This is a genomic window from Amycolatopsis umgeniensis (assembly GCF_014205155.1).
Classification (GTDB): Bacteria; Actinomycetota; Actinomycetes; order Mycobacteriales; family Pseudonocardiaceae; genus Amycolatopsis; species Amycolatopsis umgeniensis.
The window spans coordinates 6324885-6343051 of record NZ_JACHMX010000001.1 but is presented as its reverse complement, the minus strand read 5'-3'; the positions used below and the strand labels follow the sequence as shown (position 1 = coordinate 6343051).

Annotated in this window: 10 protein-coding genes; 2 read left to right on the top strand and 8 right to left on the bottom strand. The window is 70.8% G+C overall.

Going from position 1 to position 18167, the window contains the following annotated elements:
- Window positions 1-29 precede the first annotated feature (29 nt).
- Genes HDA45_RS29675 through HDA45_RS29665 form a run of 3 tightly spaced genes read right to left on the bottom strand, consistent with a single transcriptional unit; the run spans window position 30 to window position 5424 of the window.
- The gene (locus HDA45_RS29675; protein WP_184900827.1) at window positions 30-356 is read right to left on the bottom strand and encodes a hypothetical protein; all 327 of its coding nucleotides are present in this window, start codon (window positions 354-356) and stop codon (window positions 30-32) included.
- Window positions 356-4336, bottom strand: coding sequence for a glycohydrolase toxin TNT-related protein (locus tag HDA45_RS29670; RefSeq protein WP_184900825.1), 3981 nt, complete (start codon window positions 4334-4336; stop codon window positions 356-358). Before HDA45_RS29670 ends, HDA45_RS29675 begins: the two co-directional genes overlap by 1 nt.
- Before the next feature lie 29 nt (window positions 4337-4365).
- Entirely contained in the window at window positions 4366-5424 is a 1059-nt protein-coding gene (locus HDA45_RS29665; RefSeq protein ID WP_184900823.1) for a hypothetical protein, read from the bottom strand.
- A gap of 231 nt (window positions 5425-5655) precedes the next feature.
- Here HDA45_RS29665 and HDA45_RS29660 point away from each other — a divergent pair, with 231 nt between their 5' ends.
- Window positions 5656-7704, top strand: coding sequence for an RICIN domain-containing protein (locus HDA45_RS29660; RefSeq protein ID WP_184900822.1), 2049 nt, complete (start codon window positions 5656-5658; stop codon window positions 7702-7704).
- Between the two features lie 498 nt (window positions 7705-8202).
- On the opposite strand, the gene helR is transcribed toward HDA45_RS29660, so the two are convergent.
- Window positions 8203-10374, bottom strand: coding sequence for an RNA polymerase recycling motor ATPase HelR (gene helR / locus HDA45_RS29655; RefSeq protein WP_184900820.1), 2172 nt, complete (start codon window positions 10372-10374; stop codon window positions 8203-8205).
- A gap of 104 nt (window positions 10375-10478) precedes the next feature.
- Complete coding sequence (locus tag HDA45_RS29650; protein ID WP_184900818.1) at window positions 10479-14141, bottom strand: nSTAND1 domain-containing NTPase; 3663 nt, start codon at window positions 14139-14141, stop codon at window positions 10479-10481.
- A gap of 94 nt (window positions 14142-14235) precedes the next feature.
- Here HDA45_RS29650 and HDA45_RS29645 point away from each other — a divergent pair, with 94 nt between their 5' ends.
- Window positions 14236-14865, top strand: a complete 630-nt coding sequence (locus tag HDA45_RS29645) for a response regulator (RefSeq protein ID WP_343072188.1) — start codon at window positions 14236-14238, stop codon at window positions 14863-14865.
- Here HDA45_RS29645 and HDA45_RS29640 read toward each other — a convergent pair.
- Genes HDA45_RS29640 through HDA45_RS29630 form a run of 3 tightly spaced genes read right to left on the bottom strand, consistent with a single transcriptional unit; the run spans window position 14856 to window position 18075 of the window.
- Window positions 14856-16361, bottom strand: coding sequence for a precorrin-2 C(20)-methyltransferase (locus HDA45_RS29640; RefSeq protein ID WP_184900816.1), 1506 nt, complete (start codon window positions 16359-16361; stop codon window positions 14856-14858). The genes HDA45_RS29645 and HDA45_RS29640 overlap by 10 nt on opposite strands.
- Complete coding sequence (locus tag HDA45_RS29635; protein WP_184900814.1) at window positions 16358-16981, bottom strand: precorrin-8X methylmutase; 624 nt, start codon at window positions 16979-16981, stop codon at window positions 16358-16360. Before HDA45_RS29635 ends, HDA45_RS29640 begins: the two co-directional genes overlap by 4 nt.
- Window positions 16978-18075, bottom strand: coding sequence for a precorrin-3B synthase (locus HDA45_RS29630; protein WP_184900812.1), 1098 nt, complete (start codon window positions 18073-18075; stop codon window positions 16978-16980). Before HDA45_RS29630 ends, HDA45_RS29635 begins: the two co-directional genes overlap by 4 nt.
- Between the last annotated feature and the right edge of the window lie 92 nt (window positions 18076-18167).

The window sequence follows — 18167 nt, the reverse complement described above, 5'->3', positions numbered from 1 at the left end:
GATGCGGTGAAGGGCCCCTTCAGCTCTCTCTAGAGGTTCCGCCGGTCTTCGGCCTGCCTGCGCTCGTTGTGCAGGCGCGAGGCCTCGGCCTCCTCGGGCGTCTGCCGGTACGGCTCGGGCGCCTTCCAGGTGAGGAGGTCGTACAGGAAGCGGCACGCCTCGTCCTCGGTGTCGAACGACCCGCGCGTCCAGGACTGGCCACGCTCGGCCTGCTTGACCTGCCACCGGCCGCCCTCGACCTCGAGGTAGGTGCCGCCGTCCGGGTTGCTCTCCCGCGGCGGCATGCCGGGGAAGTAGTACTCGGACCGGTCGACGCCCGCCTTGTCCAGCTCCGCGAGCAGCTGCCAGACGTCCATCAGAAGATCTCCCTCAGGTAGCCGTCGTCGATGAGTTGCTGGACGGTCCTCGACGTTTGGAACTGGATCCCGCCGCCGGGCTGCCCGAAGGCGGGGGCGACCTTGCTGGATTCGATGGCGCCCGCGTTCGAGTCCCACGGCTTGATCCACTCGTAGCGATGGTAACCGTCGCCGAGGTTGGTCGGCGGGATCGCGCGCTCGGCGTACGGCACCCCGTCGGGCGAAAGGTTCTTCCCGAACTTGGCGTCGCCGAAGCGGTCCCACACGTCACCCTTGACGGGCTGGTAGTTCGGGTTGGACGTACCGGGCACCTTGCCGTTGTTGGGCGCGGCCTTCGGCCAGTCCCAGGCGCCGGTCTTGTCCCAGCCGCCGTCCGGCACCCACAGCTTGGCCATGTCCTCACGGCTCATCTTCTCGAACGGCTTCCAGCCGTCGAGCATCTTCCCGGGCACGTTGGCCGGGATGACGTCCGGACCGAGCTTGCCGCGGGTGGTCAGCTCGTCGACCAGCTTCGCCAGCGCCGCCCGGTCGGACGCGTCGGCCACCAGCTTCAGCGCGCTGGCGACGTCGGCGGGTGACTTGCCGACGAGCAGCTTGCCGAGCTCGACCCCGCCCTTGTCGGCGATGTACTTGGTGACGTAGGCGGCACCGACCGAGTCGAGCGTCTTGACGAACTGGGCGATGCTCACCTCGCCGAGCACCTTCGACAGGTTGACCGAGCCGAACTTCCCGACCAGCTCGGCGAACCTCGTGCCGCCGATGTCGAGCATGCCCTTCATCAGCACCGAGCCGATGGTCTTCGCCGCACCGGCGCCGACCGCGACGATCGCCTTGCCCGCGCCCTTGCCGACCCCTTCGCCGACCTTCAGGCCGCCGGCGCCGGGGATGAAGAACGAGCCGATGTCGACGACGGTCATGCCCAGCGCCTTGGCCGGGTTCTTCGCCCACTCGTCCCAGTGCAGCAGCTGTTTCGGGTCGTCGATCAGCTTGCCGATGCCGTCCACGATGGACTTGCAGGCCTCTTCCCTGCCCATGACCGGGCCGGAGCCGGTCTGCGGGCCCATCCCGCAGCTGGCGAGGGTCCAGATCCCGAAGCCCATGTTGACGATCTCGCCCGCGACGCCCTTGAGGAACTCGCCCTTGGTGTCGCCGGGAAGGTGCTCGTCGAGCCACTTCTGGACGTCGGTGACCCATTTGGTCCGCTCGGCCTCGCGGATCTGCGGGGCCATGCCTTCGAGCGTGGTCGCGAGGTCGCGCATCTGCTGCGCGATCGGGCCGATCAGGTTGGCCATGCCCTCCGCGGCGGCCGCCGCGTCGTCGGCCTGCTTGACCGCGCCCTCCGCCGCCGACGCCGCCAGGTTGGCCTGGGAGGCGTCGCTCAGGGCCTGGTTGTAGGCCTGCCGGGCGATCGACGCGTCGTTCGACGCCGCGGCCGCGACCCCGTGCGCGGCGGAAGCGTCCTGCCGGGCCTGTGCGTCGGCGTAACCGGCCCGGCGGCTCGCGTCGCGGGCGTAGGTGGCATCGACGGCCGCTTGGCGGGCCGCCCTGATCGCCGTTTCCGCCGAGCGGACGGCCTTGGCCGCCGACTGGGCCGCGTCCGCCGCGGCCTGGTACGCCGGGGCGACTTCGCCGAGTGCTCGTTTGGCGGCGTCGGCGGCGTCCTTGGCCGCCTGATCGGCCTGGTCCGCGTGGCTCTTGGCCTTGTCGGCCTGGTCCTGGCCGATCGCCAGCGCGAGGGACGCGACGTCGGCGGCGAGCGCCGCGTCGGAATCCGTGTCCGCGAGCGGGCCCGCGAGATCGAGTGCCCGCGCGGCGGGTGAGGCGATCCCGTCCGCGGCGACCCGGGCGTTGAGCGAAGCCCGGCCCGCGACCTTCGCCTGGACCTGGGCGATGACGGACTCGCTCGCGGCCGCCTCCGCCTCGGACTTGGTCAGTTCCGCGTCGGTCTTGGCCTGCGCGGCCTGTTCCATCGCGGCCTGGGCGAGGTTGACCGCGGCCTGCGCGTCGGTGTTGGCCTTGACGGCCTCGGCGTTGGCGCGATCGGCCTCGGCACGGGAACGCACGGCTTCGTCGTGGGTCTTCTTGGCCTCGCGCGACGCCGTCGCGGCCTCGGCCCTCGCCTGCGCGGCGGCGGCACTGGCCCGTGCCGCTTCGGCGCCGGCGGCGGCCGCTGCCGCACCGGCGGCGTTGGACTCGGAGCGCGAGTTCTCCGCGGCGGGCCGGGCGAGGTTGACCTCGTCGCGGGCACGTTTCGCCTCCCTGGCGGTGGTCTCCGCCTCGGGGGTGCCCGCCTTGGCCGCCGCGGCGGCGTCCGCCGCGGCCAGGTTGAACTCGGCCGAGTTCAGCGCATCCCTTGCCCGCTGGGCCCGGCCCGCGGCGTCGGCCGCCTTGTTGCCCGCGTCGATGAACCGGTTCCCGGCGCCGACGGCGTTGTTGTGCGCCTCGATCGCCTTGCCCGCGTGGAAGAGCGCGACGTCCTGCTGCCCGATCGCCCGGCGGGTGGCGGCGTTGGCCAGCCCGGCCTGGCTGATCGCGTTCGTCATCGCCTGCTGCGCGATGGCGCGCTGCGAACGGGCCCGGTCCAAAGCGGCACGGGCCTTGGCCGCGTGCGCCCACGCGTTCTTCTCGGCCTGTTCGGCCTTGATCCGCGCGTCGTGCGCGTTGGCGGCGGCGGCCTGGGCGGCGGCGGCCTGCGCGGCCGCGGCGAGTTCGAGATCGTGGGCCTGACGAGCGTGTTCCTCGGCCGACAGCCGGTACTTCTTGGCGTTGTCGGCGTGCGCCTGCGCGTTCGCGTTGGCGTCGAGTGCGAGGCTCGCGGCTTCGGTCGCTTCCGTGGCACGCCAGGCGGTCTCGGCCGCCTTCACAGCGGCCTGCGAAGCGGCGGCGACGGCCTTGGTCACCTGCACCCAGTCGAGCCCTTGGGTGAGTCCGGTGTCCTTGAGCTGCTGCGCGGCCGCGTCCGAAAGCCCGGCCTGGGTGGTCGCCTCCCGGGAGGCGGCGGTGGCGCCGTCGAACTGGCGCTTGGCCTCGGCGGTGAGGCCGGCGAGTTCGGCCGCGCGGCCGCGTTTCCCGGCGGGGCGGCCGGGTTTGTCCTCTTCGAAGATCTGGTCGGCGCGTTTGGCCGCCTGGTTGCCGAAGCCCATCGCGGTGGACGCGTCGGTCAGCGACTTAACGGCCTGGACGCTGGACTTCAGGATCTGGGTCCGGGCGTTCGAGGCGCGGGCGGAGCGGTCGGCGAGGTCCTGCAGATCCTGCAGCGCCTTGTTCCGCGCGGCCTGTGCGGCTTCGATCGCGGCGCGGGCCTCACCGTCGCGTTTGTTCGCCTCGGTGTACCCGGTGGTGAAGAACTCTTCGATGACGGCGGGATCGCCACTGTCCAAAGCGGCCTGACCGAGCACCTGGACCTCGGGTCCACCGCGGGCGACCATGTCGGTGACCCGCGCCTTGATGCGCTCGGCCTTGGCAGCGGCGTCCTCGACGGTGCTGCGATCCTCCGCGTCCGCGAGATCCTTGCCGAAGGCGACGAAGTCCGCGATCTTCTTGTCGTCGTTGGTGCCCAGGACGTCCAGGGCACGCTGACGCGCGATCGGGCCCGCGGTCTTCGACCATTCGGTGACCAGCGCCCGGTTGTCGGCGGCGACCCGCTTCTTGCGGTCCGCGGCGGCCTTCCTGGCCAGCGCGTCGCCGGTGTCGAGGTATTCGCGGATCTTGGCCGGGTCGCCGGTCGCGAGCGCGGCACGGGCGGCGTCCCGGACTTCGACGTCTTCGGCGTGGTCGGCGATGTCCTGGACGAGTTCGCGGTTGAACGCGTCTTCCTCGTCGATCGGCGGCGGCGGGTTCTGTGCCGCCGGCGCGGCGGCGGGCGGGGCCGGTTCGGCGGCCACCGCGGGACCGGCCAACCCGGCGGGCAGCGCCAGCACGAGCAGGACGATCAGGACCCGCGCGAGGGCGTGTCTCAGCCCGGTTTTCTTTTCGTACATGAAGAAAGTGCTCCCAGTGAGTGTGACGGTCAGACGGCGGCGACGCGGGCTTCGGCCGCGCGCGCGGACTCGAGCAGCGAGGTCCACTGGCGCGCCTGCGCCTCGGCCCATTCGCGCTCCCCGGTCCACGAAGTACCCGTCGTCCCGGCGTGTTCGGAGATGTCGTGCCAGTTCTGGGCGGTGGTCGCCGTGCGCGCGAAGTCGGCGACGGCTCGCCAGGACGCGGCCTGCCCGGCGGCGCGGGCCCGTTCGGCGTCCCAGCCCCGCTGGGCCGACCCGGCGAGACCGGACACCTCGCGCCACGCGTTCACCGCGGTCTCGCGGGCCTTCTCCACCAATGCGGCGTCCGCGTTCGCGAGGGCGGTCTCGGCCTCCTCGGCCGCGCGAAGGAGCGTGGTCACGCGGTGCTGCCAGGCGGCTTCCTGGTCTCCGACGCGCACGCGGTGCGCCTCGGTGTCGCCGCGGGCGGCGGTGTCCCAGCCGAATTTGAAGAAGTCGGCCAGTTCCGCGTCGCCCCGGCCCGCCAGCGTCGCGGCGGCACGCACCCACGCGCCGGGATCGCTACCCGCGAGGGAGGCGACGAAGTCCCGGTCGGCCTGTGCCTGCTGGGCGACCTGTTCCTCTTCGCGGTTTTCGTTCCGTTCGTCCTCCGCGATCGCCGCGTCCCAGCCGGTGTTGACGAAGTGGTCCTTGTCGCTGAACACACCACGGGAAGCGAAATCGGCGGCACGCCAGACCGCGGGCGAGGACTTGCGGGTCGTGGTCCGCAGCACCCTGGCGATGATGGTGTCGTAGCGAGCCGCCTGCTCGAGATGACGCGCTTTCGCCTTCGCGAAACCGCCGTCGGGCGCCATGAACGCCAGGATCCCGCTGTCGCCGTTTCGCAACGCGGTCCACGCGGCGAGCACCACCTCGGGCCGCGGATCGGTCTCGGTCAGCCGGACCACGAAATCCCGTTTCCACGCGGGCAGGGCGGTCGTCGCCCCCACCGCCGTCGCCGCATCGGCCGCGTACGCCGCCGGAACCATGGTCCCGGCGCCGAGCGCGGCGAGCAGCGCGATCGTCGCCAACGATCGCTTGGTCGTCATCGAATCCCCCTAGCCATCTGAAATTCTCGCGGATCACCGGATCCGCCCCCGACCCCAGTAAGAAAATGCAGAGAACAGTGCGAGCAGATCCAACCTCACGAACTGTTCCGCGGGCAAGCAGCGAACTACTTTAGTCTGGTGAAGCAGCTCACACGGCCGACCGGGTAACGCGTCACCGGGTGATCGCGATGGGCAGTTCAGTGAATTCGAAAACTGGGGAGTTATCGCGGTATGCGTAATTTGAGAATTCGTGCGACCACCGGCGTCGCCGCACTCGCCGTGCTCGTCACGTCACTCGGCGCGGGGGTCGCCGGGGCCGTGCCACTGGCCGGGACAGCCGCGGCGACGACCGCGGCGGCCGCCGACGCGCCGCTCGAGCAGTCCACTGTGGAAGAGAAGATGGAGGCGCTCGACTGGGCCGCCATCCCGCAGAACCGCGATCTGCTCGCGCTGAACGACATGAACTTCGTGGTCGCGGTGTGGCGCAAGGCGAAAGAAGGCAGCGAGCTGAAGAGCGCCGCCCTCGCGGCGTTCACCAGCGAAGACTCCTACGCCCCCACCCGGTTCATCAAGACCGGCGTCCGGACAGCCGCGCTGCTCGACATCAAGAAGGAAGCCGAGCGCGAGCAGGCCGAGGCCGCGAAGCGCAAGCTGCGCCAGGACGCGGTCACCCAGGTTCCCGGCTGGAAACCCGGCGACGAGATCTACGCGATGTCGGACAAGGATTTCGTTTTCGCGATCTGGCAGAACGCCAAGGACGGTTCCCAGGTGAAGACCGGGGCCGCCGCGGTCCTGCGCCCGGAAAACGCGACTCCGGAAGCGTTGCAGAAGTTCATCGGCACCGATATCAAAACCCTTCGCGAACTCGATCGCCAGAAAGAATTGGCGGACGCGGACGAGGCCAAGCGTAAGGAAGAAGAAGCGCGGGCGAACAAAGCCGCCCGCGAGTCGGCGGCGCCCGCGGCGATGAATGTCGCGGCCGACGCGAACATGCTCGCCCTTTCCGACCGCGATTTCGTGGACCTGATCTACCGCAAGACCGAAGGCACCGAAGTGCGGCTGGCCGCGCGCGCCGCGCTCGACAGCTCCGACCCGAAGGCGCTCCGCGACTTCATCTTCACCGGCGTGCACACCGCGCATCAGCGGGACATCGACGCCGCGAACGCCAAGGACCGCGAGGTCAAACTGCGCCAGGTCCAGGAGGTGCTGGCCAACGCGGAACGCGACGGGTTCCAGCCGAACCTGGTCAACGCCGCCAAAGAGGCGCTGAAGAACCCGACGCTGAAGGTGCTCACCGACTTCCTCGCCAAGGGACAGCACGAAGCGGCGAAGCTCGACTTCGCCAAGCCCAAGGAGGGCATGGTCATCGAGCTGAAGGGGCTCCAGTCGGGCCGGTGCCTGCAGGTGGCGGGCCTGTGGGGACCCGGTGAGGGCGCGCACGCCAACGGCACCGGAACCGAACTGTGGGAGTGCGTCAGCGGGATCAAGCAGCGCTGGGTCCTGCACGACCGCGGCAACGGCCGTTACCAGCTGGAGAACGTCAACTCGCTCAAATGCCTGACCGTCGCGGGTGGCGGCGTGAACAACAACGACGAGCTCGTGCAGTGGGACTGCAACGCCGCCGACACCGCCCAGCTGTGGGAATTCCTCCCGGTGGGCGACCTCGGCATGGTGGAACTGCGCAACGTCAAGAGCGGCAAGGCCGCAACCGTCGCGGGCGGTGGCACGGAGAACGCCGCTCTGGTCGTGCAGTACACCAACACCCACGCCAGCAACCAGGCGTGGCGGCTCATCGACGTGAACCACAACTCGGCGACGCTGCCCATGCAGCCGGGCGAGGTCTACCTCAAGGGTCGTCAGTCCGGCCGTTGCCTCCAGATCGCGGGCATGTGGGACCAGCCGGACCAGGGCTCGCTCGCCCGCGGCGCCCTCACTGAGCTCTGGGACTGCATCGGCGGCGCGGCCAAGGAGCGCTGGGTGCTGGCCGACGCGGGCGACCGCAAGTACACGCTGAAGAACGTCAACTCCGGGAAATGCCTCGACGTGCTGGGCTCCCGCGCGACCAACGGCGCGAACCTCGGCCAGTGGGACTGCCACGGCGGCGCGAACCAGCAGTGGGTGTTCTACGCCGGGCGCGACGGCTCGGTGAAGCTGGTCAACGCCCAGACCGGCGGCCTGCCCACGGTGGAGAACTCCGCCACGCACAACGGCGCCGTCGTCCGGCAGTACGCCGACAGCAACGGCGACGAGCAGCAGTGGACGGTCACGCCGACCGTCTAGGTCAGTGACCTCGCGACTGCCCGGCGGCTGTGTCGCGAAAGCCACTTTCGGGACGTCTGATGTCCCGAAAGTGGCTTTCGCGACTTCCGCCGCACACTGGACCGCAGTGGGGCGGGGTGGTCGGGCGCGGGTGTCTTAGGTACCTACTGGATTCCGGCTGCGGTTGGTCGCGGGCTCGGTCCGTGAAGGACTCCTTGCCTACCCTGAAGGTAGTGAAGGAGTCCTTCACGCGGCTCAGCCGAGGAAACTCGACCTTCACACGTTCCCCAAGTACGTGAAGGGTTCCGCGCCGTGGTGGGGCAGGGTGGTCGTGAGTGGCGATCCGGGTCAGAGCCAGGAGCGTCTCAGGTGCCCGCACTCCGGCGGTTTCGCGTGACTGGAGGGACGACACGCGTGACTGGGTGGACGAGACCCCGGCCGCGCGGCGTGTCGTCCGTCTGAGCACGTGCCGTCCACCCAGTCACGCGAGCCGAGCTCGCCACTCACGAGACCCACCTCTTACCGGAGGGCTTCCAGCGCCGTCGGCAGCGGCCCGTCGTGCAGCACTCCGAGCCGCTGCGTAGCGCGGGTGAGCGCGACATAGAGCTCGGCCGCCCCACGCGGCCCGTCGGCGAGGATCCGCACCGGGTCCACCACCAGGACAGCGTCGAACTCGAGCCCCTTCGTCTCCGAGGCGGGCACCGTGCCCGGCACCCCCGGCGGCCCGATCACGACGCTGGTGCCCTCGCGGCCCGCTTCGTCCTTGACGAACTCCTCGATGGCGCCGGCCAGGGAATCCTCGGTGACCTGCCGCGCCCACGGCTGGACACCGCAGGAGCGGACCGACTCCGGCGGGACGACGTCCGGCGCGAACCCGGCGAGCACCGAGGCGGCGACGGCCATGATCTCCGCGGGCGTCCGGTAGTTCACCGTCAGCGAGCGGTAGACCCAGCGGCCCGGCACGTACGGCTCCAGCATCGCGCCCCAAGATCGCGCCCCGGCCTCGGACCGGCGCTGCGCCAGATCGCCGACGACGGTGAACGACCGGTTGGGGCAGCGCCGCATCAGCACCCGCCAGTCCATTTCGGACAGTTCCTGTGCCTCGTCGACCACGACGTGCCGGTACGTCCAGTCCCGGTCCGCCGAGGCCCGTTCGACGAGGCTGCGCGTGTCGTGTTCGACGAACCGGTCGGCGAGCTCGTCGGCGAAGAGCAGGTTCTCCGCGGACAGCAGGACGTCCTCGTCCATCTCCTCGCGGTCCAGCTTCATCGTGTCCAGCACACCTTCGGCGTACTCGGCCTCGGCCTTCTTCTCCCGCGCGACGGCTTTCTCCGCCGCCTGCTCCGCGGCCTTGTCGCGGCCGAGCAGGTCGACGAGTTCGTCGAGCAGCGGCATGTCCGACACCGTCCAGGCTTCCCCGTCTGCACGCAGCAGCGACGGGTCGGCGCCGGCGGCCATCAGCCGTTCCGAGGACGCGTAGAGCGACCCGAGCAGGCTCTCGGGCGTCAGGATCGGCCAGAGCGCGTCGAGCGCGGCCGTGAACGTCTCGCTCTCCGCCAGTTCCTTGAGCAGGTCCTTCCGCAGCCGCTCCCATTCGTCGCGGTCGTCCCGGCTCAGCCAGCCCTTGCCGATCCGCGCGATCGCCCGTTCGGTCAGGACGTAGGTGACGATGTCGGTGAACGTCACGCGCGCTTCGTTGTGCGGCAGACCGCTCTTGCGTGCCTCGTCCCTGGCCCATTCCGCGGTCTCGGCGTCGATCCGGACGGTGACGTCGGACAGGTCGATCGGCAGCGGCTCCTCAGGCAACCGCTGGCGATCGGCGACGGCCGCGGCCAGGACGTCCAGCATCCTCAGCGAGCCCTTGAGCCGCGCCACTTCCGGACCGTCCTCGGCGGTGACGTGCTTGCCGGGGACGAAATCGCCGGTGGTCGCGAACACCACGTCGGTCTCGCCCAGCGACGGCAGAACCCGGCCGATGTGGTGCAGGAACGCCGGATTCGGCCCGACCACGAGTACGCCGTGGCGCTCCATCCGCTCGCGCTGGGTGTAGAGCAGGTAGGCGACGCGATGCAGCGCCACCACGGTCTTCCCGGTGCCGGGCCCGCCCTCGATCACCAGCACGCCGGGATGTTCGTGCCGGATGATCTCGTCCTGCTCGGCCTGGATCGTCGCGACGATGTCTCGCATCCCCTCGCCGCGCGGCGCGTTGACGGCCGCGAGCAGCGCCGCGTCGCCCTCCGCGTCGCCGCCGGGGCGGCCGAACACCTCGTCGGTGAACCCGAGCACCTCACGTCCGTGCGTGTGGAACTGGCGGCGGCGCCGCATCTTCTCCGGTGTCGCGGCGGTCGCGGTGTAGAACGGGCGCGCCGCCGGTGCCCGCCAGTCGAGCAGCACCGGTTCGTAGTCGTTCTCCTCGTCGAAAAGACCGATGCGGCCGATGTGGGAGGTCTCCCCCGCGTCGCTGTCCAGCCTGCCGAAGCACAGGCCGTTGTCCACGACGTCCAGCCGCCGCGACTCCCTGGCCAGCGAACGCACCTCGACGTCGCGTTCCATGGCCGTCGCGCCGGTTCCCCCCAGCGCGGCCTGGAACTCCCCCTTCACCCGCGCGCGTTCGGCGTCCAAGCGCGTGTAGAGCCCGGCGACGTACTCGCGTTCGGACCGCAGCTCTTCTTCATGACCCTGAGTTGACACAGACTCCCATTTCGCCAGGTTTCGGCTACGGCGAGTGAGTTTGAAGCATGACCGGGGTCTTGTGGCAAGTCCCCCCATGCGCTATATGTTTAGTACGGAGAGAGTTACGAACCGCACGGTGGCGCGTAGTCGAGCCCCGGAAAAGACCTCTCCCACTCTTCTCTCGTGATCCTCGGCGTCGCCAACCGGCAGATCTCCTCGCCCACACGTTCGGCGTCCGTCTGCCACAGCTGCACCCCGCTGCTCCCGATCGCCAGCGTCCGCCCGTCCTGCCGGTAGGCCACCGAGTTGACCGTCGCGGCGAAGCCGGTGAGCTGCGCGGTCTCCACCGGGTTGCGGGGATCGGCGAGATCCCAGACGCGCACCGTCCGGAACGCCGAAGTCGCCAGTTCGCGTCCCGTCGGGCCGAAAGCGAGATGCCCGACACCTTCGGGATTGCCGCCCAGTTTCGCCAGCCGCACGGCGTGCGCGCGATCGGCGATGTCCCACAGGTAGACGTTCCGGTCGCTGCTGCCCGCGGCCACGGTGCGCCCGTCGGGGCTGAGCGCCATCTTGAACAGGGCACCGCCGTCGGGCCGCAGCGTCGACACCAGACCCGGCCGCCGGGGATCGGTGACGTCCCACAAGGTCACCGCGGACGAACTCAGCCCCTGGCTGCCCAGGAGCGTCCGCCCGTCGGGGGTGAACGCGAGCGACCACACCGTGCCGTCGCCGACGGGCAGGACCCGCGGTTCGGCGAACCGCGTGGGATCGCCGACGTCCCAGAGCTGGATCGGCCCGTCGTCGTGGCCGGAGGCGAAGGTCTTGCCGTCCGGGCTGAAAGCGAGCGAGTACGTGGGTTTCACCTCCGTCGACGCCGTCAGTTTCGGCGCCGTCGGATCGCTGATGTCCCAGCGCTGGAGCACGAAGGTCCCGGCGACGCCCGCGCCGTCGTGCGCGGCCAGCGCGAGACTGCGCCTGTCCGGGCTGAGCGCGACCGCGGTGACGGTGGCCGGGCCGGGGAGTTTCGCGAGCTGTCTGGGCGCGCGGAGGTCGTCCATCGCCCAGAGCCGCACGTCGTCCCCGGCGGTGACGAGGATCCGACCCTGTTCGGTGAACACGCCGGCGTTCCAGCCCGCGCTCGAGGCCAGCGCCAGTTCGCCGACGTCCTGCAGCCGGACGGTCCGATCGGCGCTGGTGGACACGATGGTCTTGCCGTCCGGCGTGAACCCGGTCCACCAGATGGCGTTCGTGTGCCCGGACAGCGGCGGCAGTTCCTTCGCCGGACCCGTGACGTCCCACAGGCGGACGGACTGGTCGTCCCCCGCGGTCACCACGAGCCTGCCGCTCGGGCTGAACCCGGCCGCCCAGACCACGGCCGGGGTGGTCAACGTCGTCAGCGGACGCGGCGCCGCCGGATCGGCGACGTCCCAGAGCTTCGCCGTGCGATCCCAGCTGGTGGTGAGCAGCCGTTCGCCGTCCGGGCTCCACGCCGGGGTGAGCTGCAGGTCCTTGTGCCCGGAGAGGACGGAGCGCTTCAGCGGCGCGGACGGCGTGGTGACGTCCCAGAGTTCCGCCGTCCAGTTCGTGTTCGTGACCGCGAGCAGTTCGCCGTCCGGGCTGAACACGGCGCGTTCGAGCTGCTCGGCCGGGATCTCGCCGAGCGGTCGGGGCGCGCCGGGGTCGGAGACGTCGGTGAGCCGGACGGTGCGGTCGGCGGAACCGGTGGCGAGCAGGCGGCCGTCCGCGCTGAAATCGGCCGAGAGCACCGCCTCCCGGTGACCGGTGACGTCCACCTTCCGCACCGGATGCCGAGGATCGGTCAGATCCCAGAGCCGGACGGCGTGCTCGCGCGTGACGGTCGCCAGCGCCCGCCCGTCCCGGCTGAACGCCAGCGGGCCGCGGACGTCCGCCGAACCGGGCAGCGTCGAGAGGAGTTCCGGACGCCGCGAATCGGCGATGGACCACACCCGGGTCGCCCGGTAGGAGTCGGAGGTGATCATGAGCTGCCCGCTCAGGACGACTGTGACGTCTCCGGGGTCGAAGGTCATCCGGGTGGCGAACGGCGCCGCCATGGACGTGAGCAGGCCGTCGTGGGTCTCCTGGATCGGCGCGAGCCGGTACGCGGCGAGGCTGAGTTGCGTCGATAGCGCCGGATTCGACTCTCGCAATCCCTTCGCGTCGACGACGGCCTTGCGCGCGAGCGCCACGTTCCGCTCGTCGGTCGCGGTGTTCCCGGCATCGACGGCGTAGACGACGGCCACGACCGCCAGGATCAGCAGTACGTGGAGAAGCGCGACGAGCCTTCGCAGCCTTCGCGTCCGTTTACGGCCGGCAGCGGTCTCCTCGGCTTCGGCGTCGAGTCCGGCCTGCAGGAACTCCTGCTCGCGCGTGCTCAAAGCTTCCGGCGCCCTGGCTGCCCACTCCGCCGCGCGACCCAGCCGCGTGCCGCGGTAGAGACTGCCTTTGTCGCGCTCCAGGCTCTCCCACAGGTCGGTCGCCTCAGCCAGCTGGCGGTGCAGCCGATGCCCTTCGCGGTCCTCCGCGAGCCAGTCGCGCAGCCGGGGCCAGCTGCGGATCAGGGCTTCGTGGGCGATCTCGACGCCGTCGCGGTCGAGGACCAGCAGGCGCGCGTCGGCGAGGCGGCCGAGGACCTCCGTCGTCGCGGGATCGTCGTCGAGTTCGCGCCGGTTGAGGCGGCGCTTCGTGTCTTCGGTGCCTTCGCCGGGCGCTGTCAGCCTCAGGAAGATCTGCCGGACGACGGCGTGAGCGTCCGGCTCCAGATCCGTGTAGACCGCCTCCGCGGTCTGCGCGATCGCGTTGAGGATCCCGCCCGCGGCCTCGTACGCCGCGATGGTCAGCGTGATCCCCTGGCGGCGGCGCCAGGTTTCCAGCAACGCGTGCGAAACCAGCGGGAGCATCGCCGGCTGGCCGGTGGCGTCGGCGACGAGCGTCGTGACCAGTGCCGCCTCGACCCGGCAGCCCGTGCGGACGGCGGGTTCGACGATCGCGGTCCGGAGTTCGTCGGCGGTCATCGGGCCGACCATCACCTGCGCGTCGGTGAGCGCCTCCACGAGACCCGCGTGACGGCAGAGGTGACCGTAGAAGTCCGCGCGGACACCGAGGACGACCCGGGTCCCGTGCTCGTCGGCGGCGAGCGCCAGCAGCGCGTCGATGAAGGCGGTGCGCTCGGCTTCGTCATGGCAGAGCGTGTAGAGCTCTTCGAACTGGTCGACGATCAGCAACCGCCCCGCGACGGCGCGGTCCTCTTCGAGTGGATGTGCTCCAGGCGTGCGAAGGTCGACAGGACGTTCGCTCGACGGCGCCAGCCCGGCTCGCAGGACGGACGACTTCCCCGAACCGGAAGCACCGAAGACGCCGACGAGCCGTCGTTCCGCGAGCTTGCCGGTCAGCTCCGCGACCAGTCGCTCGCGGCCGAAGAACCGCGCGGCGTCGGTCGCCTGGAACGCGGCCAGGCCCAGGTACGGGAGTTCGGTGTCGTCGGATTCGCCGTCGGCCGCGGCGAGTCCGGCGGCGACCTCACGCCAGCGGTCCTCCCAAACCGGGACGTCACCGCCGCAAGCGGTGACATACGCGACCGTCACCGCGAGCCCCGGCAGCTTCCGCCCGCCCGCCGCCTCCGACAGCGCGGCGGCCGAGTAGCCCGCGCGGGAAGCGAGGTCCCGGTACGTCGGCCCGCCGGCCTTCTCACGAAGCAGGCGAAGATCCGCCGCGAACCTCACGACGACGTCGTCGCCCGGCCCCAGCGGGCGCTCGCGTCTCGGCACCAGGCCCCCCTGATCGTCGAACCGTTATCGAATGGTCATTGTTCACCCAAAACGGCCGGACACTGTACAAAAGTTCTGCGCTACAACCGATGGCGTGCCGATTCGAACCCCAGTGGTGAGCGTGGTCTTCGCGGGTGTCCCCGAGCCGCCCGCGTCCTCCGAGCTGGAAGTGGTCGCCCATACCTCCGACGAACGCGAAGCGGTCTGGCACGCCACCGTGCTGCGCCCGGACGTCCTCGTCCTGTCCGTTCACCCACCCGCGCTCGACGGACTCGCCGTGACACGCGAGGTGTCGTCCCGTGTGCCGGGAACCGTCGTACTCGCGCTGACCCCGCCCGGCGACAACGAAACCTGGGTCGCCGCGATGCGCGCCGGCGCCCGCGGCGTCCTGGCCAGGACGGCGGGACTCGAAGACCTCGTCCGCGCCATCCACGGTGTCGCGGCGGGCGCCGTCGTCTTCGGTGAGCACGCCGCGAACCGGCTCTACGGCCTGTTGAGCGAATCGCGGCCGATCCAGGTGTTCCCGCAGCTCACTTCACGCGAGCACGAAGTCCTCGACCTGCTGGCCGGCGGTCTGAGGATCCCGGACATCGCGCGACGGCTGGGGCTCGTCCCCAAAACCGTGCGCAACGTCATGTCGTCGATCCACGCCAAGGTCGGCACGGACGATCGCGAGATCCTGCTCGGCCAGGCGCGCAACGCCGGGCTGGGCCGTCACTCGTAGCTGCGGGGCGTCCAGACCACTCCGTTCTCGGCACGGGTCTTGGAGGAACCCACGATCAAGAGGCAGCGCATGTCCACCGACGCCGGGTCGAGCGTGCCGAGGGTGACCACGCGGATGTCCTCCTCGGGACCGCCGACGTCGCGGGCGACGACCACCGGTGTCTCCGGCGCGCGGTGCCGGAGCAGGACGTCGCGGGCCTGCGCGAGCTGCGTCGTCCGCGTGCGGGACGCCGGGTTGTACAACGCGAGCACGAGATCCGCCGCCCCCGCCGCGTCGAGCCGCCGTTCGATGATCTCCCACGGCTTGAGCCGGTCGGACAGCGAAAGCACGCAGTAGTCGTGTCCCAGCGGCGCGCCGACCCGGGACGCGGCCGCCTGCGCGGCGGTCACCCCCGGCACGATCCGTACGCGCGTCCCCGTGCCGTGCTCGGCGGCGAGCTGCTCCAGCACCGCCGACGCCATCGCGAACACGCCGGGGTCGCCCGAGGACACCACCGCGACCTTGGCGCCGTTCGCGGCCAGTTCCAGCGCCTCGACGGCGCGTTCGGCCTCGACGCGGTTGCCCGACGCGTGCCGCTGCTGGCCCGCGCGCTGCGGCACCCGCGCGACGTACGGGCCGTAGCCGACGATGTGTTCCGCCGCGGCCAGTTCCTCGGTCGCCTCGGGGGTCAGCCAGCCGGGACCGGCCGGGCCCAGGCCGACGACCACGACCTCGCCACCGGTATGCGTTTCGGGCTTGCGCGGGCTCTCCGGTTCGTCGGCGAGCCGGGACGCGTAGGCCGGGCTGGGCAGCAACGCCAGCGAGAAGTACGGCACCGAGTCCGGGTCGACGTCGGCGAGCGGTTCGACGCGCTGCGCCTGCCAGGTGGCGCGTTCGATGTAGAAGGCGTCGTCCAGCTTCCCGGCTTCGGCCAGCGCCTCGCGGACGTTGCCGAACGTGCGGCCGAGTTTGAGGACCGCCGCGGCCTGCGTGTCGGCGAGGCGTCGCGCGAGTTCCGGCGCGGGCAGCGTCCCGGGCAGGATGGTGAGGACCTCGTCGCGCTGCACCAGCGGACGGCCGAGCACCGACGACGCCGCGCTGACCGACGTCACGCCGGGGATCACGGTCGCCTCGTAGCGGTCGGCGAGCCGTTCGTGCATGTACATGTAGGAGCCGTAGAAGAACGGGTCGCCTTCGCAGAGCACGACCACGTCGCGTCCGGCGTCGAGATGTTCGGCGAGCCTTTTCGCGCTGAGCTCGTAGAAATCGGCGATGGCGCCTTCGTAACCGCCGGGGTGGTCGGTGGTCTCGGTGGTGACCGGGTAGACCAGCTTCTCCTCGAGCTGGCCGTCCCGCAGGTACGGCTCGGCGACCGAACGCGCGATGCTCCGGCCGTGCCGCGCGCTGTGGTAGGCGATGACGTCGGCCTCGCCGATCAGCCGCGCGGCCTTGACCGTCATCAGTTCGGGGTCACCGGGCCCGAGCCCGACACCCCAGAGTTTCCCGAGCCCGCTCATTCGACCTCACTCGCCATCGCGTTGATCGCGGCGACGGCCATGGCGCTGCCGCCACGGCGTCCGTGCACCACCAGATACGGCGCGGGCGCCCGGTGCGCGAGCTCCACTTTGGACTCGACGGCGCCGACGAAACCCACCGGGACACCGATGATCGCCGCCGGGGCGCCGGCCCCCTCGTCGAGCAGTTCCAGCAGGCGGAACAGCGCGGTGGGCGCGTTGCCGATCGCCACCACGGAACCGGGCAGCTTGTCGCGCCACAGCTCCAGCGCGGCCGCGGAGCGGGTGGTGCCCATCCGCTCGGCCAGCCCCGGCACCTTCGGATCGGAGAGCGTGCACAGCACCTCGTTGGCCGAGGGCAAGCGTTTGCGGGTCACCCCGGAGGCGATCATGTTGGCGTCACAGAGGATCGGCGCGCCCGCTTCGAGCGCCGCACGGCCGGACTCGACGACGTCCAGGCTGTAGCGGAGGTCGTCGACCAGGTCGACCATCCCGCAGGCGTGGATCATCCGCACGGCCAGCACCGCGACGTCGTCGGGCAGGATCGCGAGATCCGCCTCCTCGCGGATGGTGGCGAACGAATGCCGGTAGATCTCGGCACCGTCGCGGAGGTAGTCGATCACTGCTGTCCCTTCACTTCGGCACTGCCCTTCTGCGCCAACGTCCTGGCCAGTGCACCGACCGGGACGAACGCCCCGTCGACCAGGTAACCGTCCTCCGTCGCGAGCACGTCGACGTGCTCGCGCGCGGGTTTTCCGCACCGGCGTCCACATCCGGCGAAATGGGCCCTCGGGCTCCGGCCGATCCGCGCCGCGTCGGCCCGGACGTCGGCGAGCGACTTCGCGCAGCCCGGACGTCCGATACAGGCGCTGATCCCGAGCGACGGCGAGTCCGGATCGGTGACCAGCCCGGCGTCCGCTTCCAAAGGACCGCGGACCAGGATCGAGCGCCACGGGGTGATCACCGCGTTTCCCGCGTCGGCGATCTTGCGTGCCTGCGCGGAAGTCAGGCGGCCGAGGACCGGGGCGACCCCGATCGCGTCGCCGATCGGGCCGATGGGCAGGCCGGGGTTCGTCGCGAAGGTCCGTGGTTCCTCGCTTTCGCCTGGTATGCCCCGGAGAAGTGGTGCCGTGTCGGAGAGTTCGCTGACTCGCCAGGCCGTTCCCCGTGCTCGCAGGAAAGCGCGCGCGACCGAGATCAGCGCCTCGACGGCGTGCTCCGCGGCGACACGCAGGCCCGTGTCTTCGCCGTCGAGCAGCAGCGCGCCGTCGCGCCAGCAGACGTCGGCGCCCTCGCCCGCGACGTCACCGCGACCGCCGTCGAGGGCGAAGAGGAACCGTCCGGGGAGCCCGGCCAGTTCGGGAACAGCGCACAGGGCCTGGTCGAGGGCGGGGGCGAGACGTTGGGCGACGTCGCTCAGGGGCGAGGCGAGGATGTTGCGGACGCGTTCGTGCGACGGCGAGGGCAGAAGCCCGGCCACGGAAAGCCTGGCCGCGAGACCGGGACGGGTGACGCCACGAAGCTGGACGTTGCCGCGGGAAGTCAGGTGGAGAGCGCCGTCCCCGAGGTCGTCGGCGGCGTCCGCGAGTGCCCTGAGCCGCACGTCGGTGATGGCGCCGCCGGGCAGCCGGACCCGGGCGAGCGGACCGTCGGCGGCGTCGTGCGTGGCGAAAACACCGGGGCACGCGTCGGCTCGGACACGCGCGCTCGTGGACATGCGCTCACTGTAGATGGCCGCCTCGGACGGAAGTATCTCTCAGATCGAATGTAGTAGGTGTGCTACATTCAATCGCAGCACTGAGATGGGGG

Excerpts from the sequence above, each read along its gene's own strand:
- HDA45_RS29675 (WP_184900827.1), bottom strand. The coding sequence starts at position 356 with ATGGACGTCTGGCAGCTGCTCGCGGAGCTGGACAAGGCGGGCGTCGAC.
- HDA45_RS29670 (WP_184900825.1), bottom strand. The coding sequence starts at position 4,336 with ATGTACGAAAAGAAAACCGGGCTGAGACACGCCCTCGCGCGGGTCCTG.
- HDA45_RS29665 (WP_184900823.1), bottom strand. The coding sequence starts at position 5,424 with ATGACGACCAAGCGATCGTTGGCGACGATCGCGCTGCTCGCCGCGCTC.
- HDA45_RS29660 (WP_184900822.1), top strand. The coding sequence starts at position 5,656 with ATGCGTAATTTGAGAATTCGTGCGACCACCGGCGTCGCCGCACTCGCC.
- HDA45_RS29640 (WP_184900816.1), bottom strand. The coding sequence starts at position 16,361 with ATGAGCGGGCTCGGGAAACTCTGGGGTGTCGGGCTCGGGCCCGGTGAC.
- HDA45_RS29630 (WP_184900812.1), bottom strand. The coding sequence starts at position 18,075 with ATGTCCACGAGCGCGCGTGTCCGAGCCGACGCGTGCCCCGGTGTTTTC.